Here is a 22,577-nt window from a genome sequence, read left to right as displayed (position 1 = left end):
GGTGCTCGGAATCCTCATGTACGCTTTGTACACTCCGGTTCCTCCGCGCCGTCCGCACCCGCCTGACGACCGCTCGCTACGCCTTGCTTTTTGATTACCTCCGGCGCGGGACAGCGTGCTGGCTTTCCCGCAACCCACCGGAAACACCCCCATGAAGAATGCAGTTGTCCTCCTGTCCGGCGGCATGGATTCCGCCGCTGTCGTCGCCATCGCCCGGGAGCAGGGCTTCGCCGTCCACGCGCTCAGCGTGAGCTACGGCCAGCGCCACACCTCCGAACTCGACGCGGCGGCCACCGTCGCCAAGGCACTGGGCGCGGTAGCGCACAAGACCGTCAACGTGGACCTGCGCAGCATCGGTGGCTCGGCCCTGACCGACGACATCGACGTGCCCGAAGCGGGCGGCGAGGGCATTCCGGTCACCTACGTGCCGGCCCGCAACACCATCATGCTGTCGGTCGCCCTCGGCTGGGCCGAAGTGCTGGGCGCCAACGACATCTTCTGTGGCGTCAACGCCGTGGACTATTCGGGCTACCCGGACTGCCGCCCCGAATTCATCACCGCCTTCCAGACGCTGGCCAACCTGGCTACCAAGGCCGGCGTGGAAGGGGCGGGCATCCAGGTGCATGCGCCGCTGCAGTTCCTGAGCAAGGCCGACATCGTCCGTGAAGGCGTGCGCCTGGGCGTGGACTTCGGCCTGACCGTGTCCTGCTACAACGCCGACGCCCGTGGCGCCGCCTGCGGCCACTGCGACGCCTGCCGCCTGCGTGCTCAGGGCTTCGCCGACGCCGGCGTGGCCGACCCCACCCGTTACGCCTGATCCACACGGGCTACGCCTGCGCGGCAAGATGGGTTAGAATGCGCACCCCCGGCGCGAAGTCGGGGCATGCAATGGGCCGTTAGCTCAGTCGGTAGAGCAGAAGACTTTTAATCTTTTGGTCGATGGTTCGAATCCATCACGGCCCACCAATTGCATCAACAACTTAGGCGCCCTCAGGGCGCCTTTTTTATGGCTGCTGATACACCGTGGTCCATTGGCGTTGGAGATCAGCGCCGAAGATCGTGCCAGTACCCTCTTTCTGGTCGCCGGGCTCAACGAATTGCTGTTCTTTCAGCAGTCTGGAGTGACTTCCACGCTGCGATGAGAGCTTTCTGATAGCGAAGCGTCCCCGCTGAGTGCGTCATAGGGCTCCCGCTGGAATCGTTCATCGGGCGTTTGGATCGACTCCGGATAGCCGAACAGTTGTCGCTACCTCCGCGCGAGGTGCGCAGCGTTGATGGCTCTCCATACTTGACGCAAGAGGGAATCAAGGATGTACAAGAGGACACTGGCTACGGCCATCAGCACCATCCTGATGGTCGCCGCAGCGGCCACGGCGCAGGCTCAGGACGCAGGGCAGCCCACCAACGAAAGCTCCGACATCAAACGACTTGATGCAGTAACGGTCACCGGCTCGCGCATTCCGAGGGTGGACTACCTGTCGGCCTCTCCGGTCGGCACGCTGACCGCCGAAGACATCCGCGCCACCGGTGCAGTGACGCTCGGCGATGTGATCAACGCGCTGCCGCAGATGTCGACGACCTATTCGATGGGCAACTCGACGCGGTTCATCGGCACCGCCGGCCTGAACCTGCTGGACCTGCGCGGATTGGGCGTGGACCGCACCCTGGTGCTGGTCAACGGTCGTCGCCACGTCGCCAGTGCCGCGGGCTCATCGGCCGTGGACATCAACACCATTCCCGCTGCGCTGGTGGAGCGTGTTGAGATCCTTACCGGTGGTTCCTCCGCCATCTACGGCGCCGACGCTGTCAGCGGCGTCGTGAACTTCATCCTCAAGAAGTCGTTTGGCGGCACCGTCGTGAACGCCCAGATGGGTCACTCCGAGGAAGGCAATTTCAACGAGCGGTCGGTCAATGTGGTGAGCGGCGGCACGTTTGCGGACGACCGTGGCCAGTTTGTCTTCTCGGCTGCATTCAACAACCAGGATCCGCTGTACCTGCGCGATCGGGCCTTCAGCCGCGAGTCTCAGCGTTATCTGACCGATCCCGACGATCCGACCCAGACCCGCACCATCCTGGCCCGCAACGCCAGCGTCTACAGCTATACCGACGGCGGTGTGTTCGATCTCGACGGTCGCAGTGCCACTACCGGCGATCGCTACGTATTCGACCCGGATGGCAGCCTGCGCCCGCAGCGCTTCGACGGAATCATCGACACCACGCGTACCGGCTGTTCCGACTGCGACAACCTGGACCCAAACCAGTACGGCCAGATGCAGCCGAGCAACAGCACCGGTGCAGTCAATGCCAACGTCGGATTCGACCTCAACGACAACCACCGGATCTTCGTCGAAAGCAAGTGGGTGCAGAGCAGCAACAAGGCGTTCTCCACGTCCGGGCCGTCGTTCGGCACGTACCTGGTTCCGCGTGACAACGCCTACATCAGCGACGAGCTGGGGCAGTTCATGGACGACAACGGACTCACGCGTCTGCGCATCAGTCGCAACAACACCGATGCCGGGTTCCGCGGCGAAGACACCAACCGCAAGACCGGGCGCGTCGTGGCAGGTATCCAGGGCGTGTTCGGCTCGGACTGGTCGTATGAGGCGAGTGCGAATTATGGACGAACGGTGGAGACCCGGACGAATCTGAACAATCAGATGCCCGACCGTTTCAACGCCTCGATCGATGCCGTGTTCGACGACGACGGCAACATCGTGTGCCGGGCCACCCGCGATGGCGTGGCCGGTCCGGAGAATCCGGTCACGGGTGGCGACCTGCTGGCGGGTTGCATCCCGACCAGCATCTTCGGCGCAGGTGCGGTCTCTCCGGCCGCGGCGGCGTGGTTCAACACCCGTACCCCCAGCCGCACCGAACTGACCCAGCAGGTCTTCTCCGCCAACCTATCCAAGGGCGAACTGTTCGCGCTGCCAGCCGGCTCCGTGGGCTTTGCCTCGGGCGTTGAGTTCCGCAAGGAAACAAGCCAGCAGACTACCGACCCGCTGCAGCAGGCCGACCTGACCTTCCTCAATGCGATCCAGAACCAGCGCGGCCAGTACTCGGTCCGCGAAGCGTTCGCAGAAATCAACGTCCCGTTGCTGGCCGACCTGCCGTTGGCGAAGAACGTCAACCTGGACCTGGCGGGCCGCGTCTCGGACTACACGACCGTCGGCACCACAGTCAGCTGGAAGGCGGGGCTGGACTGGGCCTTCAATGACGCCCTGCGCCTGCGCAGCACCTTCTCCAACGCGGTGCGCGCGCCGAACATCGCCGAACTCTACGACCCGCAGTCGGTGAATTTCTTCTCCATCAGCGACCCGTGTTCTGCCGCCAACATCGGACGCGGCGCGGATCCGGCCGTGCGCCAGGCCAACTGCAGCGCACTCGGCGCGCCGGTGGGCTGGACGCCCAACGACACCTCTACGCGGCGCGGGCTGTCCGGCGGCAACCCGAACCTGTCGGAAGAGACCAGCAGGACGTTCACGGTGGGCGCGGTCTTCACGCCGGCCGCGCTGCCAGGCTTCGGCATCACGGTGGACTACTGGGACATCCAGATCCAGGACGCCATCAGTTCCGTCAGCGGCCAGCAGTTGGCTGACCGTTGCGTGGACGCGGCGGGCGGCATCGACAACGAGTTCTGCGCCAGCATCACCCGCGACATCGCCGGCGCCACGGACGATCCGTACGCGATTTCCGGACTGGAAGTGCTGCCGCTCAACATTTCGAAACTGCGGGCGCGAGGCATCGACTTCGGCATCGACTACGCGGTCGAGAATGTGTTCGGTGGGCGTCTGACCACGAAGCTGGAGGGGACCTACCTCAAGGAGTACCTCAGCTACCCGTTCCAGAGCTTCCCGGACGAAGTCGAGGATGAGCGCAATGTGCTGGGCACGCCGACGTGGAAGGGGACCCTGACCATCGGTTATGCCCGCGGTGCCTGGGATCTCAGCCTGCGCACCCGCTATGTCGACAGCCAGATCCTGGTGTCGAACGAACAGTACGCGACCAACCCGGACCTGCAGGATCCGATCAGGGTGTCCTGGATGACCTTCACCGACGCACGCGTCGGGTACAAGGCCACCGAGCGCCTGAATGTCTATCTGGGCGTGCGCAACCTGTTCGACCGCGAGCCGCCGTACAACCTCTACGGCACCGGCCTCGGCAGCGCGCAGTATGACAACGTCGGGCGCTTCTTCTACACAGGTGTGAACTACCGGTTCTGATGTCGCGTGGGTAGGCTGGCCCCGTCATGGGGCCGGCCTGCGGTGTGTGGATGCCAGCAGGGGATCAAGGCTGAACATCTCACCGCTGCAGATTGAATCGAAGATGGAGCGCTGTTTGGCGACACAAATGTATCGCTTTTTCACCAGCATCCTTTCTGTAGACTAAAGTGCGCAACATTCCGAATAGATTTGATCTGATCGCGTTTCTGCTTCTCTGACCTCCTGTGGTGACATTCGAACTCTGAGGTTTTGCAGGTCCTCGCTCGCAATTTGCGTGGGATCGGCCCTCTGCACAGTTCGCTTGTACGCGTAGCTCTGCACGACGTCTTCGGTGGCGCCAACGCTAGTGCCGTAGATGTGGCCCAGCGCCGCCAGGGCATCCAGGCTGCCTTCAGATGCCGACTCCTGCAGATAGCGCGTTGCTTCTTCTCTATGATTTTCAATCTGCTGAGGCGTGGCCTGGGAGAACGCGTCCACCCCCATGAATTCTTCTGGTGCCATCGCGTATATCAATCGTGCCTCTGTTGAGCCTTGCTCCGCGGCGACGGCAAGCCAGTTGTGACCCATCACCTCGGAATGGGAAGCAAGTTCTCGACATTGTTTGAGTGTGCGTTCAATGCCGCTCGCGTACTGGGCCTCCATGCCGATACGTCCGTAGGCTTGGAAGAGCTCGGGATCGTTTGGTGCGATTGCGCGTCGACAAGCGCTGACCTGCATATATATCTCGTAGGTCGCTGAAGAGTCGCCAGATCTCGAGGCCGACTCGCGTTGTTTTACGTATTCCAGCGCAGGGATGTTGTGCCTCGGCAAATGCGACGCGAGACGGAATGCTCGCGTGCCGGAGAGTTCAGTTCTGTGCTCCTGGGGCTGTGGATGGCGTGATGATTCAGTGGAATGCAGTGTCGTCATCGGGGGGCGAGGCGTAGGCGACTCGATCTGCTGCGTTGCGATATCCGTAGTGCCACTGCGGCCGTGGAGGGACAGGCCTGTTCCTGCGGCGACCGAGACCAATACCAGTGTCAAAGGTAGTGATCTCGAGATCCTTTTCGGCTTCATCCTTTCGCGATTCCCTTGCTCGATTTCTTTGTCTACTGCCGGGCGCAATCGCCACTCGATTGCCTATTCCCCGCGGGAGAACTGGAACACGCCGTTGTGAATGCTTACGAGAGGCAGTGGCGACAATGTGCTCGATGACATCTCGAATCCTTGAGCTGGGTTGATGCTGGCAATGTCATGCGTTCGCCTCAGCGGGCGCTGGGTTCAGGTCAAATGTATCTGCTGCGCGCCCCCAACCCCCTCGTCCCGCGATGCGCGCCACCGGTGTCATTCAGAGCGCAGAATTTCCATATCCACCCAACTCGCTACAATCCCCACATCCCGGTAGCTCCCGGGCGCTGACATGTGCCTACCAGTGAAGATTCTCCTGACAGGAAGTTCAGGCCGGGTTGGTCGCGCCATCTTCGGCGCGCTGGCCGCCCGCCACGACGTGGTCGGTATCGACCGCAGTCCCTTTGCGACCACCCGCCACGTGGCCGATTTCACCGATACCCGCACCCTGGCCAAGGCACTGCAGGGCGTGGATGCGGTGATCCATTCCGCGGCGTTGCACGCACCCCACGTGGGCCTGTTCAGCGACAGCGAATTCCAGCGCATCAATGTCGAAGGCACCCGCACGCTGGCCATGCTGGCGCGCGAGGCGGGCGTGCAGCGTCTGGTGTTCACCAGCACTACGGCGCTGTATGGGCATGCGATCGTGCCGGGGCGTTGCACGTGGGTGGACGAACACACGCCGCCACAGCCCCGTACGGTGTACCACCGCTCCAAGCTCGCGGCCGAACATTGGCTGGAGCAGGCCGCCGGCGACGCGCTGCAGGTGCGGGTGGTCCGCATGTCGCGCTGCTTCCCGGAAACGCCCGACCGCCTGCTGCTGTACCGGCTGCACCGCGGCATCGACGTGCGCGACGTGGCCGATGCGCATGTGGCCGCGCTGGTCAACGATGGGCCAGCGTTCCAGCGCTATGTGGTGAGTGGCCGCACGCCGTTCCTGAAGGACGACTGCGAGGCGTTGGTGAGTCGTCCCCGCGAGGTGCTGGCGCTGCGGTGTCCACAGTGGCTGGCCGAGTACGATCGGCGTCGCTGGACGTTGCCCGTGGTGGACCGCATCCATGATGCGCGCGCGGCCAGCATCGGCCTGGGGTGGCGCAGCCAGCGCGGGCCGGAGTCGGTGCTGGCGCAGCTGGCCGCCGGCAGCATCGAGGTGCTGCCCGATACGGCGCAGGTGGCCGATTGCACGATTGAGTAGGCCATACACGCGGCGTGAGCGGCGCGGCGGGCACACTGTGCCGGTCTGCAGTGAATGTCCTGTTGGAGGTGCCATGAACCGTTTCATCCTTCTGGGCCTGTCCGCGCTCGCGCTGGCGGCCTGCTCCAAGCCGGCGCCGACCGACCCGGCTGCACCGGCAGCTCCGTCGCCGCCGCCGTCAGCCTCGACTCCCGCCACGCCGGCAGCGCCCGCTGTTGCGCCGGGCACGGGGACCGGCGAGGCGCAGGGGCCGTCGTTCGACTGCGCCAAGGCCGCGTCCGATGCGGAGACGATGATCTGCGCCGATCCGGAACTGTCTGCGCTGGACCGCCAGCTTGCCGGGCTCTACAAGACCCTGCAGACCAGCCCGGACGAGCTGGATATCGCCGCCGAACAGCGCGGCTGGGTGAAGGGCCGCAACGCCTGCTGGCAGGCGGTGGACGCCAACCGCTGCCTGGTGGAGTCCTACCAGACCCGCATCGTCGAGCTGCGTCTGGCGGCGGCGACGGGTCCGGCACCCACTGCGGTGCAGTACCGCTGCGACGACGCCAGCAAGCCGCTCTCGGTGGTCTTCCACAATGAACTGGACCCGCAGGCGGCGGTGATCCGGTTGGGCCGCGACCAGGCGATCGCCTTCGCCGCACCCTCGGCAAGTGGCAGCCGCTACACGCGCGAAGGCGTGGAATTCTGGGAGCACCAGGGCGAGGCCACGCTGGCGTTCTACGGCACGCGGCTGAGCTGCAAGGTCGGCGGCTGAGTCAGGTGCCGGCGCGCCGCCGGCACCCGGGCACGGCTCAGCGCACGCGGCGGTAGCGCACTTCGTTCTGGCGGTCGCCGACCTCGGTGGTGACGAAGCCATCGCGACTCTGGTCGATGTCGAACACGCTGTTGCCGACGTTGAGCTGCGCACCGTTCACCCAGCCCGACAGGTTCTGGCCGCGCGCCTGCGCCGACATGCGGCCGTCGGACTCGATCCGCATGCGGATGTCGGCGTTGTACATCGGGTTGTAACCCTCGAACTCGCCGACCATCCAGTTGGGCACATACGAGGTGTGCCGCGCGCCCTGGTAGTTGTTGTCGTCGTAGCGCTCATCCTGCTTGTTGGCGTTGTGCACCAACGCGCCGAGGATCGCCGCGCCCACCAGCACGCCGGCGGCCACCTTGGCATCATGGTTGTCGTCATCGCGGTCATGGTGACGGTCGTCGCCGCGCACCCGGAACGACGCACGGCAGCCGTCATCAACCCACACGTTGCGGCGGTCGTAGTCCCAGCTGCGCCCTTGGCGGCAGTCGGCGCCGGAGAGCTTGCGGTCCAGGCTCACGTAGCCGGCGTAGGGCAATGCACAGGACTGATAGCGGTTGTCGCGGCTTTCGCAGGTGACGAAGTCATCGGCGCGCGCGTCGGCGAGCGTGGCCAGCAGCAACAGGGGAGTACCAAGCAGCAATCGGGTCTGCATGTCGAGGATTCCGGCAGGGAGGTCGGTCGGGATGCAACGCGTCCCAGGGCCGGGCATCCGTCCCTGTTCCGCGCACGATGCGCAGTGTTCGATGAAATCCTGATGAAAGCAGCGCGCTCCGCGTGCCCTGCCGTTGGCGCCGCTCAGGCGGCGCGATCGACGTCCTGGTCGCGGAAACAGGCGCGGATGGCGTCCAGCAGCTCGCTCATGGAGTACGGCTTGGGCAGGAAGTGGATGCCTGGCGCGAGCTGGGGGGTGACCCGGTCCGGCTGCAACCCTGAGGTGACCAGTACCGGCAGGCTGGGCTGGTGCTGGCGGATACGATGGGCGGCTTCGATGCCGCTCAGCCCGCCCAGGCAGACGTCGGTGAACACCAGGTCGAAGCGCTCGCCGGCCTGCAGCAGGCCCAGGGCGGCTTCGGCGGAGCTGACCGCAGCGACTTCGCAGGCCTGGCTTTCCAGCGCCATGCGGCTCAGTTCGCGGGTGTCCTCGGTGTCTTCGATCAACAGCACGCGCGGTGCAACATGGCGCTTGGACAACAACATGACGCGGGTTTCCCGTGCAGGATGGGTGGAAAGGCGGCGCAGTATGGGCAGCGGCAGGTGAGGGGATCGTGCAAATGATGTAAGCCCGGGGTTGGCCCGTTGTGCGGCGGTCAGCTGGCACACGGTACAGTCGCTTCCTGACCCCGAATGGAGCCATATCGATGCAATGCCCCGTATGCAACACCCAGGCGCTGGTGATGTCCGAGCGCCAGGGCATCGAGATCGATTACTGCCCGCAGTGCAGAGGGGTATGGCTGGACCGTGGTGAGCTGGACAAGATCATCGAGCGCTCGGCCGGTGCTGCCGCCCCGGCGCCGGTGCGTGCAGCCGCTCCTCCGCCGCCGCCGCAGCACGTGCAGCACCGCGACACCCGCCATCTGGGGCAGCAGCCGTACGGCGACCAGCACGGCTACCGCAAGAAGAAGAAAGAGAGCTTCCTGTCGGACCTGTTCGACTTCTGACCGCCGCAGGACGATTGCGCCGGTCCCGCTCAGGGCCGGCGCAGGATGAACTCGAGATCGCGGCTCTCGCCGACGACGAACGTGTACTCGCCGACCGGGACACAACCGTAGCGTGCATAGAAACGCTGCGCACCGTGGTTCTCCGACCACACGCCCACCCATAGGGTGCGGCGTGCGGGATGATCCAGCCAGCCAAGGAATGCCTCCATCAAGCGCGCGCCGTGTCCGCCGCCCTGGTGGCTGGCCAGCACGTACAGCCGCTTGAGTTCGATATCGCCTGGCTGTGCGTCGGCGTGCGGCAGCCCGTTCGGGCCGGCCGCCAGATAGCCCACCGCGCGGCCGTCGTCTTCCAGCAACCACACCGCACTCTGCGGATCCTCCAGCTCGCGCCGCTGCGGCAACGGGCTGTAGTGGTCGTGCAGAAACTGGCTGAGGTCCTCGGGCGGATACGAGTCGCCGAAGGTGTCGGTGTAGGTCTGGATGGCAATGGACGACACGGTGTTCGCATCGTCCACGCCAGCGCGGCGGATCTGCAGGGTCATGCCTAGAACCATACCCGTACGCCGGCCACCCAGCGGGTATCGCGCGCGTCCTCGCCTGCCGCCTCGTGGTAATCGGCGGTATCGCCGAACAGGCGTTCGTGGCTGATGCCGACATACGGTGCGAAGCGGCGGTTGAACTCGTAACGCAGGCGCAGGCCGGCCTCGACCTTGTTGAGGCCGGCGCCGTTGCCGTAGGCGGGTTCATCCCTGGCCGAGAACGTGGCCTCCACCAGCGGCTGCAGGATCAAACGGTTGGTCAGCAGCAGCTCGTACTCCACTTCCACCGTGGCAGCGACCTGGCCGCCCTCGCCGATGTACGCGGTGGCGGATGTCTCGAACTTGTACGGTGCGAGGCCCTGGATGCCGAATGCGGCCCAGGTGCGCGAGTCCGCCGGACGGAAGTCCTGCTTCACGCCCACCAGCACGTCCCACCAGGGCGACACGCTGCGGCCGTACAGCACTTCCAGGTCCGACGATCCGGTGCGCCCACCGCTGCGTTCGCCTTCGCTGCGCAGCCACAGGCGGTTGATGTTGCCGCCTACCCAACCGGACGCTTCCCAGGCCTGGCCGGCGCCGTGCTGGCCGTCCCAGTGTTCCAGGCGGTTGAGCAGCACCAAGCTGTGCACGTCCGGGGCATGCTCCATCGCACCGTGGTCGATCGGCGGGAACGCGGCGGCGCGGTCGGCGTCGGTGACCACGGGGATGGGTTCGCGCGGTGTGCCGGGCGGTGTGCCATGCCCCATCGTGGAATGGTCCATTGTCGAATGGTCCATCGCCGCGTGGTCAACCGCAGGCGGCTCAGCGGGGGCATGCCCCATTGCCGAGTGATCCATGCCGCCGTGATCCATCTTCGAGTGATCCATCTTCGAGTGATCCATCGTCGCCTGGTCGACCGGTGCCGGGGTGTCGTTCGCAACTGCATCAGCGTGTGCATGCGCTTGCGCCCACGCAGGGCCGCACAGCGTTGCCAGCAGCGCGGTGCCGAGCAGGCGTGGGGTGAGGGAACGAATGGCGCTCATTCTTCGATCCTCACTTCGCGCATCATGCCCGCTTCCATGTGGTACAGCAGGTGGCAGTGGTATGCCCAGCGGCCCAGCGCATCGGCGCGTACGCGGTAACTGCGGCGGGTGCCCGGCGGCATGTCGATGGTGTGCTTGCGCAGCTGGAATTCACCGTCGGCGTCTTCCAGGTCACTCCACACGCCGTGCAGATGGATCGGGTGCTGCATCATGGTGTCGTTGACCAGCACGATGCGCATGCGCTCGCCATAGTTCAGGCGCAGCGGTTCGGCGCTGGCGAAGGGCACGCCGTCAAAGGACCAGCTGAATTTCTCCATGTGGCCGGTGAGGTGCAGCTCGACCTCGCGCCCTGGCTCGCGTCCATCCGGATCGGCGAACAGGCTGCGCATCGCGCCGTAGGTGAGTACCTGGCGGCCGTTGTCGCGCAGGCCGACGCCCGGATCATCAAGCTTGGGATCGGTGGCCATGCTCTGCATGTCCACCAGCGGATTTCCCTTCTCGCTGGCTGGATGACGGGGCGGGGCGGCGCCGTGTGCGGCGTGGACCATGCCGTGGCCGCCGTGCATGCCGGCCATGTCATGCCCCATTCCAGCCATGCTTCCCATGTCGCCCATGTCATGTCCCATGTCGCCCATCGTCAGCAGCGGGCGCGGATCGCGCGCGGGGATCGGCGCCTGCAGGCCGTGGCGCACGGCCAGCGTGCCGGCGGCGTAGCCGGTGCGCCCCATGTCCTGGCAGAAGATCGTGTAGGCGTCCTGGCCGCTGGGTTCGACGATCACGTCGAAGGTCTCGGCCGGGGCGATGCGGAATTCGTCGATGCTGACCGGATGGATGTACTGGCCGTCGGCGGCGACCACGGTCATCTTCAGGCCGGGAATGCGCACGTCGAAGTAGCTCATCGAGGCGCCATTGATGAAGCGCAGCAGTACCTTCTCGCCGCTGCGGAACAGGCCGGTCCAGTTGCCCGCCGGCGCGGTGCCGTTGAGCAGGTAGGTATAGGTGTGGGCGTTGATGTCGCTGATGTCGGTCGGCGTCATCCGCATGCGACCCCACATGCCACGGTCGGCGGTGGCCGCGGCCCAGCCCTCGCGGCGCACATCGCGCAGGAAGTCCGGCAGCGTGCGCTTGTAGTAGTTGTCATGCTCGGCCAGCTTCTTCATGCGCCGGAACAGCGCCCCAGGATCGAGGTCGGTCCAGTCCGACAGCAGCACCACATGTTCGCGATCGAACCAGTACGGCGCAGGCTGCAGCGGGTCGATGATGAGCGCGCCGTACAGGCCGGCCTGTTCCTGGAACATGGAATGGCTGTGGTACCAGTACGTGCCCGACTGCTTGAGGGTGAAGCGGTACTGGTAGGCCTCGCCGGGCGCGATGCCGTTGAAGCTCAGGCCCGGCACGCCGTCCATGTTGGCCGGCAGCAGGATCCCGTGCCAGTGGATGGAGGTGGGGTGCGCCTGCAGCGTGTTGGCGACGCGGACGCTTACCGTGTCGCCTTCGCGCCAGCGCAGGATCGGCGCGGGCAGGCTGCCGTTGACGGTGATGGCCGGGCGCGTACGGCCGGTGAAGTTGGCCAGCGATTCACCGATGCTCAGCTGGAACTGCTGGCCGCTGAGCACTTGCGGGGACGCGGCCAGGCCTGGGCCGGCAGCGGCAAAGGCGCGCGCGGGCAGGCCGCTGGCGGCCAGGCCGGCGACCACGCCGCCGGCGGCCACACCTTGGACGAACAGGCGTCGCGACGGCAGGGGCGGGGCGCCCGGGCCGGGAAAATGGGGGTGGGACATTTCAACTCCACATCGAATCTGAAAGGCACGCAGGGTGGCCGGCAGGACGCGCGTGCGGCAGGCACGGCATCGCGGGGCGCAGGTGTTCGCAGCGAACGTGCGGTCAGGCGATGGGAGGGCGGGTGATGCGGTCCAGCGGCGGGGTGGGCAGGGCCGGGTGCGCGCTGGGAAGCGGCTGCCGCCACAGCGGCGGCGGGACCGCACGCCAGGCGACCTGGGCGGTGAGGCCGGGTTGCTGGGCACAGCTGCGCAGGCATTCCTTGATGCGGCACTCGTCGCCGTCGTGTGCCGCCTGTGCGGTGGGTCCGCTCGCCAGGGGAGCGTGGTGGTCGTGTCCGGCGGCGACCGGTGCGCGGGTGTGGCAGGGCGGTGCGCCGGCCTCGGCCTCGGCGTGGGGGGCCGGGGCCATCGCCATCGCCATCGGCCCGGCCATGGCCACGTTCAGCCCGTTGAGCAACAGGCTGAGCATCAGTACCACTCGCAGGAGCAGGCCACCGGCGGACATGGGCGCCACCTTAGCGCCAATGCGAGGGCGGCGCATCCGTGGCTGAATGCCGGGTTCAAGTCTGGAGCCCGGTCCGTCGGGGCGCGTGGGCATCAGCCTTCCTCGCGGACGATCTCGACCAGCCGCTCGCCGTAGCGGGACAGCTTGGTGCCGCCGATTCCACCCACCCGGCCCAGCGCGTCGACGCTGGTGGGGCGCTGTTCGGCGATGTTGCGCAGGGTGCTGTCGTGGAAGATCACGAAGGCCGGCACGTTCTGCTCGCGGGCCAGTTCGGCGCGCAGGCCACGCAGGGCGTTGAACAGGGCCAGGTCCTGCGGCAGCACCGACAGGCCGGTGCGTTGCCCGCTGCGCTCGCGTTCGCGGGTCTTCGGGCTTTCCCGGCGCATCATCACCTTGCGCTGGCCCTTCAGCACCTCGCGGCTGCCGTCGGTCAGGCGCAGGCCGCCGTAGGCGTCGCTGTCGACCTCCAGCAGGCTGGCGGCGACCAGTTGGCGGAACACGCTGCGCCAGGTGCGCGCATCCAGATCCTTGCCGATGCCGTACGTGCTCAGTTCGGAATGCCCGAACTGACGGATCTTGTCGTTCTCGCCACCGCGCAGGATGTCGATCAGGTGGCCCACGCCGAACCGCTGCCCGCTCCGGTACACGCAGCTGAGCGCCTTCTGCGCAGCCACGCTGGCGTCCCACGCATCGGGCGGCAGCAGGCAGTTGTCGCAGTTGCCGCACGGCTGGGGGTAGGTTTCACCAAAGCCGGCCAGCAGTACCTGGCGGCGGCACTGCATGGATTCGCAGTAGCCGAGCAGGTGATCGAGCTTGGAGCGTTCCAGCGCCTTGCGCTCTTCGCCGGCCTCGGACTGCTCGATCATCTGCTTGAGCAGCACCACATCGCCCAGGCCGTAGCAGAGCCAGGCTTCGGCGGGTTCGCCATCGCGGCCGGCACGCCCGGTTTCCTGGTAGTAGCCTTCCATCGACTTGGGCAGGTCGGTGTGCGCGACGAAGCGCACGTCGGGTTTGTCGATGCCCATGCCGAAGGCGATGGTGGCGCACATGACGATGCCATCCTCGCGCAGGAAGCGGCGCTGGTTGGCGGCGCGGACCTCGGCGGGCAGGCCGGCGTGGTAGGGCAGGGCGTTCATGCCCTCCTTGCACAGGAACTCGGCGGTCTCTTCGACCTTGCGCCGCGACATGCAGTAGACAATGCCGGCTTCGTCGCGATGACCGCGCAGGAAATCGAGCAGCTGGCGCTTGGCGTTGTCCTTCTGGACCACGGTGTAGCGGATGTTGGGCCGGTCGAACGAGCTGACGAAATGCTGGGCGGTGGTCAGGTCCAGGCGTTCGGCGATCTCGCGCTGGGTCGGCGGATCGGCGGTGGCGGTCAGCGCGATGCGCGGCACGTCGGGCCAGCGCTCGTGCAGGACGGTGAGCTGGCGGTACTCGGGCCGGAAGTCGTGCCCCCACTGCGAGACGCAATGTGCCTCGTCGATGGCGAACAGGGCGATCCGGCTGCGCGACAGCAGCGACAGGAAGCGGCCGGTCAACAGCCGCTCGGGCGCGACGTACAGCAGTTCCAGTTCACCGGCGAGCAGCTCCCGTTCCACCCGCGCGGCGGTTTCCGCATCCAGGGTGGAATTCAGGTATTCGGCGCGCACGCCCAGCTGGCGCAGGGCCTCGACCTGGTCCTGCATGAGCGCGATCAGCGGCGAGATCACGATGCCGGTGCCGTCGCGCAGGAGGGAAGGCACCTGGTAGCACAGCGACTTGCCGCCGCCGGTGGGCATCAATACCAGTGCGTCATTGCCGGCCGCGACATGTTCGACGATCGCCTGCTGCGGACCGCGGAAATCGTCGTAACCAAAAATGCGGTGAAGCAGCTCGTGCGCGGGGCGGGATGACATCGCGGTAGTTTACAGGGCTGGGCGACCCGAGACAGGTCATCCAAACCCGGATATGAACGTAGGCGGGAGCCATCAAGCCCCGGTACTGCCGGCCGCTGGCCGGCTCCCGGGAATGCAGGGTGCGCCGGGAGGACCCGGCGTCACCAGAGAAAAACAGCCGGCCAGGGGCCGGAAAAGAAGAGCAGCGGGCCGGCGGCAGGAAAAGAAAAGCAGCCGGCCAGCGGCCGGCACTACTGGAGCAGGGAGCGGAGCATCCAGGCGTACTTTTCGTGGGTCTGCAGGCGTTGGGTCATCAGATCCTCGGTCGGGGCGTCGTCGGCGTCGTCGGCCACGTCCAGCACCTTGCGGGCGGTCCGGCACACGGCCTCGTTGGCGGCGACCAACTGGCGTACCATTTCACGCCAGTCCGCGCTGTCGGTCAGGCCCGGTTCCTCGGCGATCGAGGTCAGGGCGGCGAACTCGCGGTAGGAGCCCGGGGCGTTGAAGCCCAGTGCGCGGATGCGTTCGGCAACGTCGTCCAGGGCTGCCCACTGCTCGGTGTACTGGGTTTCGAACATGGTGTGCAGCGAGTTGAACATCGAGCCCGTCACGTTCCAATGGAAGTTGTGGGTCTTCAGGTAGAGCGTGAACGCGTCCGCCTGGAAGCCCGCCAGCCCGTCGGCAATCTTCTTGCGATCGCCTTCCTTGATCCCGATATCAATGTTCGGGGCCGACGGAGCCGCCGTTGCCAGTTTCTGCTTGCCGGTCTTGGGTTTCGCCGGCGTCTTGGTCTTCGCCATGGGAGAGTGCTCCTTGTGGATTGGATGGCCTTCACAATAGATCAGACTACTCTTCAAGTAGTACTCAAAGTTTTAAACGATTCGATTGATGACCTCTATCAGCAAACCTTCCGCTTCCACCCTGCACCTGCAGCAGACCGCCATTGACGGGGCCATGAGCCGCGATCGAGGTCGATTGCTGGGGATGCTCTCGCGCGTGCGCGCCAAACCGACGGATGCGGGCGCGGCAGCGGCGTTCGAGCAGGCCCTGCAGGCGTCGGTACAGCGGCGGGCGGCGCGGGCGCTGAACCAGCCGTCGATCAGTCTGGACGACAGCCTGCCGATTGCGCGTGAAGCCGAGGCCATCACCGCCCTGATCCGCGACCACCAGGTGGTGGTGATCGCAGGCGAGACCGGTTCGGGCAAGACCACCCAGCTGCCCAAGCTGTGCCTGGCGGCCGGTCGCGGCGTGGCCGGCATGATCGGCTGCACCCAGCCGCGCCGGATCGCCGCGCGTGCGGTGGCCACCCGCGTGGCCCAGGAGCTGACGTCGGAGCTGGGGACCACCGTCGGCTACCAGGTGCGGTTCACCGACCGGGTCGGCGACGACACCCGCATCAAGTTCATGACCGACGGCATCCTGCTGGCTGAAATCAGCAGTGACCGCTGGCTGTCGCAGTACGACACCCTCATCGTCGACGAAGCGCACGAGCGCAGCCTCAACATCGACTTCCTGCTCGGCTACCTCAAGCAGCTGCTGAAGAAGCGGCCCGACCTGAAGTTGATCGTCACTTCGGCGACCATCGACACCTCGCGCTTCGCCCAGCATTTCGACGATGCCCCGGTAATCAGCGTCGAAGGCCGCACCTTCCCGGTGGAGGTGCGTTACCGGCCGCTGGAAGGCGAGGGTGGCGGCGATGAGGACGGCGGTCGTGACGGCGAACGCACCGTCAATGAAGCCGTGGTCGGTGCGGTGGACGAGATCACCCGGCTGGATCCGCGTGGTGACATCCTGCTGTTCTTCCCGGGCGAGCGCGAGATCCGCGACGCCCACCAGGCCCTGGAGCGGCGCAAGTACCGCGAAACCGAGGTGCTGCCGCTGTACGCGCGGTTGTCGGTGAAGGACCAGGACCAGGTCTTCAATCCCGGCAGCAAGCGACGCATCGTGCTGGCCACCAACGTGGCCGAGACCTCGCTGACGGTGCCGCGCATCCGCTACGTGATCGACCCCGGCCTGGCCCGCGTCAAGCGCTACAGCCCGCGCCAGAAGCTGGACCGGCTGCATATCGAAGCGATCTCGCAGGCCAGCGCCAACCAGCGCAAGGGCCGCTGCGGTCGCGTGTCCGAAGGCATCTGCTACCGGCTGTATTCGGAGGCGGATTTCCAGTCGCGCGCCGAGTTCACCGACCCGGAGATCCGGCGCTCCAGCCTGTCCGGCGTGATCCTGCGCATGCTTCAGCTCGGCCTGGGCCGGATCGAGGACTTCCCGTTCCTGGAAGCGCCCGACGAGCGTGCCGTCGCCGATGGCTGGCAGCAGCTGGGCGAACTGGGCGCGATCGACGCCGAGCGCCGCCTCACCCCGATCGGCCGCCAGATGGCGCGCTTGCCCGTGGACGTCAAGCTGGCCCGCATGCTGGTTGCCGCGCAGGCGCAGGGCTGCCTGCGGCCGATGCTGGTGATTGCCTCGTTCCTGGGCATCCAGGACCCGCGCGAGCGCCCGCCCGAGGCACGCGCCGCAGCCGACAACGCGCACGCGCTGTTCGCCGATGGCCGCTCCGAATTCGTCGGCGTGCTGCGCCTGTGGGAAGGCTACCGGCAGGCCCACGAAGACCTCACCCAGTCCAAGCTGCGCGGCTGGTGTGAACGGCACTTCCTGGGCTTCCTGCGCATGCGCGAATGGCGCGAGCTGCACCGCCAGCTGCGGGTGCTGTGCGAAGAGCTGGGCTGGAGCGAGGAGCCGCTGGATACCGCCATGGCGCCGCTGCTGGCCGGCTCGTCCGCGCCCGCAGCGGCGCGCGACGACGAGGCCAAGGCCAAGGCGACCCGCGGCCAGCAACATCGCGCCGCGCGGCTGGCCCGTGAGGGCAAGAGCGAATCACCCGCCGCCGCGCCGGTGGTGGCGCCGGTCGCAGTGCAGGAAGACCGGGGCGGTTTCAGTGAGCGCGTACGCGCCAATGCATACCAGACCCTGCACCGCGCGCTGATCGCCGGCCTGCCCACCCAGATCGGGCACCGCAGTGACAAGGGCGATTTCCTGGCGCCGCGCCAGCGCCGGTTCCTGCCGTTCCCCGGCTCGGTGCTGGCCAGGAAACCGCCGCCGTGGTTGCTGGCGGCCACCCTGCTGGATACCCAGAAGGTGTGGGGCATGACCAATGCCGCGATCGAGCCGGACTGGGTGATCGCCGAACTGCCGCACCTGCTGCTGCGAAAGCACTTCGACCCGCACTGGTCGCGCGCGCAGGGCCAGGTGCTGGCCTCCGAGCAGATCAGCCTGTTTGGCTTGGTGCTGGCCCCGAAGAAGCCGGTCCACTACGGGCGCATCGCGCCGGGCGAGGCGCATGACATTTTCGTGCGTCAGGCGCTGGTGACCGGCGAGATCAACACCCGTGCCAGTGTCGTCGCCGACAACCTGAAGGTGCTCGATCAGGCGCGCGAGGAAGAGGCCAAGCTGCGCCGTGCCGGCATCGTCGCCGATGAAGGCTGGCAGGCGCGCTGGTACCTGGACCGCGTGCCATCGGAGATCCACTCCGCGACCGGGCTGGATACCTGGTGGAAAGGCCTGGCACCGGACAAGCGGCACGCACTGGCATGGTCGCTGGCCGACCTGCTGCCGGGCGAGGGCAGCGACGCCGAGCGCTATCCAGCCTACCTGCCGCTGGGCGACGCGCGGTTGGCGCTGCACTACCGCTTCGAACCGGGCAGCGAGGAGGACGGTGTGAGCCTGGATGTGCCGCTGCACCTGCTCAACGCGCTCGACCCGGCGCGGCTGTCGTGGCTGGCGCCCGGCTTCGTGGCGGACAAGGCGTCGGCGCTGATCCGCAGCCTGCCCAAGGCGATGCGCCGCAACTACGTGCCGGCGCCGGATTTCGGGCGTGCCTTTGCCGAGGCCTTCCCCGCGCCGTCCGCCGATGACCTGCGCGGCGAGCTGGCGCGGTTCCTGTCGCGTGCGACCGGTGTGCAGGTGGCGGCGACCGACTTCGACGAGGGCGCGCTGGAGCCGCACCTGCGCATGAACCTGCGTCTGCATGATGCGCAGGGCACGTTGCTCGCCGCCTCGCGCGACCTGGACGCCTTGCGTGCGCGCTTCGGCGAGAAGGCCGGCGATGCCTTCGCTGCGCGGGCCGGGCGTGCACTGGCCGCCGAAGGGCTGCGCGACTTCCCGGCCACGTCGATCCCGCTGCAGGTGCCCGGTGAGGCGGGCGTGCCAGCCTACCCGGCGCTGGTCGACGCCGGCGAGTCGGCGTCGCTGCGCATCTTCGCCGATCGCAACGAGGCGCTTGAACAGCATCCGCGCGGGGTACGCCGGCTGCTGGAGATCGCGCTGGCGGAGAAGGCCAAGCACGCCCGCAAGCAGCTGCCGGTGCCCGCCAAGACCGGCTTGCTGTACGCGTCGATCGAGTCGCAGGAACGGCTTCGCGGCGACCTGGTGGATGCGGCGATGAATGCCGTGCTCGCCGACGGGCTGGGGGAGATCCGCGATCCGGCGGTATTCGCCAAGCGCCGTGATGCGGCAGGCCGTGAGCTGTTCGGCGAGGCGATGGCGCGATTGAAGCTGGCCGAGAGCATTCTGTCCCACGTCGCCGAGCTCAAGCCGCTGCTGGAGTCTCCGCTGATGGGCTGGGCGCGCGGCAACCTGGACGATCTGGAGCAGCAGCTGGCGGGGCTGGTACATCCCGGGTTCCTGCGCGAGACCCCGGCCAATGCCCTGGCCCAGTACCCGCGCTACCTGCGCGCGATGATCCTGCGCAGCGAGCGTGCCAAGCGCGATCCACCGCGCGACCAGGCGCGCATGCTCGAGCTGCGGCCGTTCATCGACGCGTTGGCCGACGCCCAAGCGCGCGGCCTGCGCCAGCGCACGCAGTGGCAGGACCTGCGCTGGGACCTGGAGGAACTGCGGGTGTCGCTGTTTGCCCAGGAACTTGGGGCTCGCACCGGCATTTCCGCCAAGAAGCTGGCCCAGCGCGTGGCGGCGCTGCGCCAGGCCTGACCCACCCATACGGCCCCGTGCCCTTGCGGCGCGGGGCCGTACGCTTACTTGACGCGCTGGACCTTGGCGCGGGTGTTGCTGCCCTTCACCTGCATGTACCAGGTGCCGACCACGCCCGGCGAGATCGACACTTCCGGGTTGGTCTTGCGCACGCCGGCCAACGTGACATCGTCGGTCTGTTCCCATTCCTGCTTGTTGGCCAGCACATAACGGCGGCCCTTGCCGAAGCCACGGAACTCACCTTCCAGCGTGCTCACGATCGGCTCCTTGGTGCCGAACGCGAAGAACCCGCGGTTCTTCACGATCACTTCCTGGCGGCCTTCTTCGCGCGCTTCCTCGCGCACCTGTTCGCGGACCTGCTCGCGCACGTCGGCGCTGACCGCAGCTACCTTGCCCTGCAGCCAGCCGTTGAGGGCGGCCAGCTCGGCCGGGCTGAGCTTGTCCAGGCCGGCCGCCTTGAATTCGGCCGACGACATCTGCTGCTGCAGGTCACCTTCGACCACGCGCTGGGCCAGGGCCGGGCCGGCCATGCTCAGCAGGACGGCCGCACTGGCCAACATTCTCAGACGGGAAAAACGCATGGCAGGTCTCCGTAAATGGGATGGCGCCGGATGTTGTCCGGCAAAAAAACATTGCAAACGCCGGTGGTGATTGTCCGGCAGCGGTACCGGCGCTAGTGTAGGGCTCTCTGCCTTGTCTGCACGATGCTGTGAACCGCGCTTCTCTCCCCGGCCTGGATGCCCTGTTGAACCGACCCTCGGCGGCATCGCTGCCGCCTGTGCTGCGCGAGGCGCTGCTGCAGCGCTGGGGCGCGGACGATGCCGACCACGCGATGCAGGCCGGCTGGCCGGTGCTGGCCGACACGCTGGATGCGCTGGCCCTGCTGTCGGCCGACGACAGCGCGCTGCTGGCCGCGCTGCTGTTCGACCTGCCCGGGCTGCGCACCGGGCTGGACGCGCTGCCGCTGGGCAACCACAAGGCCGGCGTCGTCGGGCTGCTCGAGGGGCTGGATGCCGCCGACCAGGTCTGGGCGCTGCATGCGGGGCGCGACGCGGGGCGCAACAGCGAAGGCCTGCGCCGGCTGCTGCTGTCCATCATCCAGGACCTGCGGGTCGTGCCCATCCTGCTGGCGCGGCAACTGGCACGCATGCGGGCGGCCGACCGGCTGCCCGAGGAGGAGCGGCGCGCCCTGGCCCAGCTCACCCGCGACATCCACGCGCCGTTGGCCAACCGGCTCGGTATCTGGCAGTTGAAGTGGGAGCTGGAGGACCTGGCGTTCCGTCACCTGGAGCCGGATACCTACCGGCGCATCGCACGCGAGGTCGATGAAACGCGCCTGGCGCGCGAGCGCTACGTGGAAACGGTGAAGAAGGTGCTCTCGCGCGAGCTGCTGGCGCAGGGCCTCCAGGCCGAGGTCAGCGGTCGGCCGAAGCACATCTACAGCATCTGGCGGAAGATGCAGAAGAAGCGACTGGCCTATGAGCAGCTGTACGACATCCGCGCGGTGCGCGTGATGGTGCAGGACGTGGCCGCCTGCTATGCCGCGCTCGGCGTGGTGCACTCGTTGTGGGCGCCGGTGCCAAGCGAGTTCGATGACTACATCGCCCGGCCCAAGGCCAACGATTACCGGTCCCTGCATACCGCCGTGATCGGCCCGGAAGGGCGCACCATCGAAGTGCAGATCCGCAGCCACGACATGCATGCGCAGGCCGAACTCGGCGTGGCCGCACACTGGCGCTACAAGGAAGGCAGCAAGGGCGCGGAGAAGGCGTTCGACCGCAAGATCACCTGGATGCGCCAGTTGCTGGAGCAGTCGCAGGAAGGCCACGGGGGTGAGCTGGCCGGTGCGCTGGACGCCGAGCTGACCGAGGACCGGGTCTACGCGTTGAGTCCGAAGGACGAGGTGATGGACCTGCCACAGGGGGCCACGCCGCTGGATTTTGCGTACCACGTGCACACCATGGTCGGGCATCGCTGCCGTGGCGCGAAGGTGAACGGCCGCATCGTGCCGCTGACCTACCGCCTGCGCAGCGGCGACCGCGTGGAGATCCTCACCGGCAAGGAGGCCGATCCGCGCCGCGACTGGCTGCTGGCGTCCAACGGCTTCCTGGCCAGCAACCGTTCGCGCGACAAGGTGCGTGGCTGGTTCCACAAGCTGGACCGCGCGCGCAACGTGCAGGCCGGCCGCGACCTGCTCGACCGCGAATTGAAGCGGCTCGGCCTGCAGCACGCCGACCTGGCCGTTGCCGCCAGGAAGTTCCATGCCGACAGCGTGGATGACCTGTACATCCAGGTCGCGCTGGGCGACACCGGCCCCAACCAGGTCAGCCGCGCGCTGCTCGAAGCCGAACGCGCGGCCAGCCAGCCGGCGGCGCCCGCGCTGCCGCGCCCGACCGCACGCCGGGACGGCCTGGGCAAGTCCAAATTCACCGTTCAGGGCGTGGGCAACCTGCTGGTGCAGTTGGCGCGGTGCTGCCAGCCGGTCGCCGGGGAGCCGATTGTCGGCTACCTGACCCGTACCCGCGGCGTCACCGTGCACCGCACCGACTGCGCCGCGCTGGCGCGCCTGTCGGCGGCCAGCCCGCAGCGCATCCTTCCTGTTGAGTGGGGGCAGGCGGGCAGCGGCTACGAGGTGGACGTGGTGGTCGATGCCGTGGACCGGCGCTGGCTGCTCAAGGACATCACCAACCTGATCGCCCAGGAAGACGCCTATGTACTCGACATCCACAGTGACAACGTGCGCAACAGCGGCCGCGCGCACCTGCGCCTGCGCCTGAAGGTGAGCGACTACGGCCAGCTTTCCACGCTGCTGGGCAAGCTGGATGCGCTGCCGGGCGTCAGCGACGCGCGACGTCTGGGCTGAAATCACGTGAACAGCGCCAGGC

At 67.1% G+C, this 22,577-nt stretch carries 17 protein-coding genes, 1 tRNA gene and 1 other RNA gene; 9 read left to right on the top strand and 10 right to left on the bottom strand.

Annotated features, from left to right (window positions below; genetic code table 11):
• Positions 1–16: 16 nt before the first annotated feature.
• The 4 genes from AC3ITN_RS14870 (at position 17) to AC3ITN_RS14855 (ending at position 4,220) form a co-directional block, all read left to right on the top strand.
• Positions 17–99: non-coding RNA, sX9 sRNA (locus tag AC3ITN_RS14870), on the top strand.
• Between the two features lie 52 nt (positions 100–151).
• Entirely contained in the window at positions 152–817 is a 666-nt protein-coding gene (gene queC, locus AC3ITN_RS14865) for a 7-cyano-7-deazaguanine synthase QueC (protein ID WP_313346610.1), read from the top strand.
• 73 nt (positions 818–890) lie between these two features.
• Positions 891–966: transfer RNA gene (locus AC3ITN_RS14860), tRNA-Lys, on the top strand.
• 344 nt (positions 967–1,310) lie between these two features.
• Positions 1,311–4,220, top strand: a complete 2,910-nt coding sequence (locus tag AC3ITN_RS14855) for a TonB-dependent receptor domain-containing protein (RefSeq protein ID WP_489391004.1) — start codon at positions 1,311–1,313, stop codon at positions 4,218–4,220.
• Between the two features lie 162 nt (positions 4,221–4,382).
• On the opposite strand, the gene AC3ITN_RS14850 is transcribed toward AC3ITN_RS14855, so the two are convergent.
• Positions 4,383–4,937 carry a hypothetical protein gene (locus AC3ITN_RS14850; protein ID WP_489391003.1) on the bottom strand — a complete coding sequence of 185 codons (555 nt, stop codon included), beginning with the start codon at positions 4,935–4,937 and terminating at the stop codon, positions 4,383–4,385.
• A 694-nt stretch (positions 4,938–5,631) separates the two neighbouring features.
• On the opposite strand from AC3ITN_RS14850, the gene AC3ITN_RS14845 reads away from it, so the two are divergent.
• Positions 5,632–6,522 carry an NAD-dependent epimerase/dehydratase family protein gene (locus tag AC3ITN_RS14845; RefSeq protein WP_489391002.1) on the top strand — a complete coding sequence of 297 codons (891 nt, stop codon included), beginning with the start codon at positions 5,632–5,634 and terminating at the stop codon, positions 6,520–6,522.
• Between the two features lie 73 nt (positions 6,523–6,595).
• On the top strand, positions 6,596–7,279 hold the full coding sequence (locus AC3ITN_RS14840) for an MliC family protein (protein WP_489391001.1): 684 nt from the start codon (positions 6,596–6,598) through the stop codon (positions 7,277–7,279).
• A 37-nt stretch (positions 7,280–7,316) separates the two neighbouring features.
• Here AC3ITN_RS14840 and AC3ITN_RS14835 read toward each other — a convergent pair whose 3' ends face one another.
• Together AC3ITN_RS14835 and AC3ITN_RS14830 are read right to left on the bottom strand one after the other, a co-directional pair.
• A complete protein-coding gene (locus AC3ITN_RS14835; RefSeq protein WP_345785090.1) occupies positions 7,317–7,979 on the bottom strand; it encodes a DUF3011 domain-containing protein in 663 nt (220 codons plus the stop codon).
• A 143-nt stretch (positions 7,980–8,122) separates the two neighbouring features.
• The gene (locus tag AC3ITN_RS14830) at positions 8,123–8,524 is read right to left on the bottom strand and encodes a response regulator (protein WP_489391000.1); all 402 of its coding nucleotides are present in this window, start codon (positions 8,522–8,524) and stop codon (positions 8,123–8,125) included.
• Positions 8,525–8,685: 161 nt separating this feature from the next.
• On the opposite strand from AC3ITN_RS14830, the gene AC3ITN_RS14825 reads away from it, so the two are divergent.
• Positions 8,686–8,985, top strand: coding sequence for a TFIIB-type zinc ribbon-containing protein (locus AC3ITN_RS14825; protein ID WP_489390999.1), 300 nt, complete (start codon positions 8,686–8,688; stop codon positions 8,983–8,985).
• A 29-nt stretch (positions 8,986–9,014) separates the two neighbouring features.
• Here AC3ITN_RS14825 and AC3ITN_RS14820 read toward each other — a convergent pair whose 3' ends face one another.
• From AC3ITN_RS14820 to AC3ITN_RS14795, 6 genes are all read right to left on the bottom strand, one after another.
• Positions 9,015–9,527: a GNAT family N-acetyltransferase gene (locus AC3ITN_RS14820; RefSeq protein WP_313346628.1), complete on the bottom strand. Its 513-nt coding sequence runs from the start codon at positions 9,525–9,527 to the stop codon at positions 9,015–9,017.
• Between the two features lie 2 nt (positions 9,528–9,529).
• On the bottom strand, positions 9,530–10,546 hold the full coding sequence (locus AC3ITN_RS14815) for a copper resistance protein B (protein ID WP_489390998.1): 1,017 nt from the start codon (positions 10,544–10,546) through the stop codon (positions 9,530–9,532).
• On the bottom strand, positions 10,543–12,327 hold the full coding sequence (locus AC3ITN_RS14810) for a copper resistance system multicopper oxidase (RefSeq protein WP_489390997.1): 1,785 nt from the start codon (positions 12,325–12,327) through the stop codon (positions 10,543–10,545). The genes AC3ITN_RS14815 and AC3ITN_RS14810 overlap by 4 nt, the downstream gene beginning before the upstream one ends.
• A 103-nt stretch (positions 12,328–12,430) precedes the next feature.
• The gene (locus tag AC3ITN_RS14805) at positions 12,431–12,832 is read right to left on the bottom strand and encodes a CopL family metal-binding regulatory protein (protein ID WP_489390996.1); all 402 of its coding nucleotides are present in this window, start codon (positions 12,830–12,832) and stop codon (positions 12,431–12,433) included.
• Between the two features lie 92 nt (positions 12,833–12,924).
• Positions 12,925–14,727 (bottom strand): DNA helicase RecQ, encoded by a 1,803-nt coding sequence (gene recQ / locus AC3ITN_RS14800; protein WP_489390995.1) that lies wholly within the window; start codon positions 14,725–14,727, stop codon positions 12,925–12,927.
• Between the two features lie 230 nt (positions 14,728–14,957).
• The gene (locus AC3ITN_RS14795; RefSeq protein ID WP_313346639.1) at positions 14,958–15,506 is read right to left on the bottom strand and encodes a Dps family protein; all 549 of its coding nucleotides are present in this window, start codon (positions 15,504–15,506) and stop codon (positions 14,958–14,960) included.
• An 88-nt stretch (positions 15,507–15,594) separates the two neighbouring features.
• Between AC3ITN_RS14795 and hrpA the strand changes: the two genes are divergently transcribed.
• The gene (gene hrpA, locus AC3ITN_RS14790) at positions 15,595–19,692 is read left to right on the top strand and encodes an ATP-dependent RNA helicase HrpA (protein ID WP_489390994.1); all 4,098 of its coding nucleotides are present in this window, start codon (positions 15,595–15,597) and stop codon (positions 19,690–19,692) included.
• Positions 19,693–19,736: 44 nt separating this feature from the next.
• Here the strand turns inward: hrpA and AC3ITN_RS14785 are convergent, their stop codons facing one another.
• Positions 19,737–20,273 carry a hypothetical protein gene (locus tag AC3ITN_RS14785; RefSeq protein WP_489390993.1) on the bottom strand — a complete coding sequence of 179 codons (537 nt, stop codon included), beginning with the start codon at positions 20,271–20,273 and terminating at the stop codon, positions 19,737–19,739.
• Positions 20,274–20,401: 128 nt separating this feature from the next.
• On the opposite strand from AC3ITN_RS14785, the gene AC3ITN_RS14780 reads away from it, so the two are divergent.
• Complete coding sequence (locus tag AC3ITN_RS14780; RefSeq protein ID WP_489390992.1) at positions 20,402–22,555, top strand: RelA/SpoT family protein; 2,154 nt, start codon at positions 20,402–20,404, stop codon at positions 22,553–22,555.
• Positions 22,556–22,577 lie beyond the last annotated feature (22 nt).

The sequence above is a fragment of the Stenotrophomonas sp. KH_036_B genome, from assembly GCF_057839485.1.
Note: the sequence above shows the minus strand (reverse complement) of the source record. Positions and strands in the feature narration are given on the sequence as shown.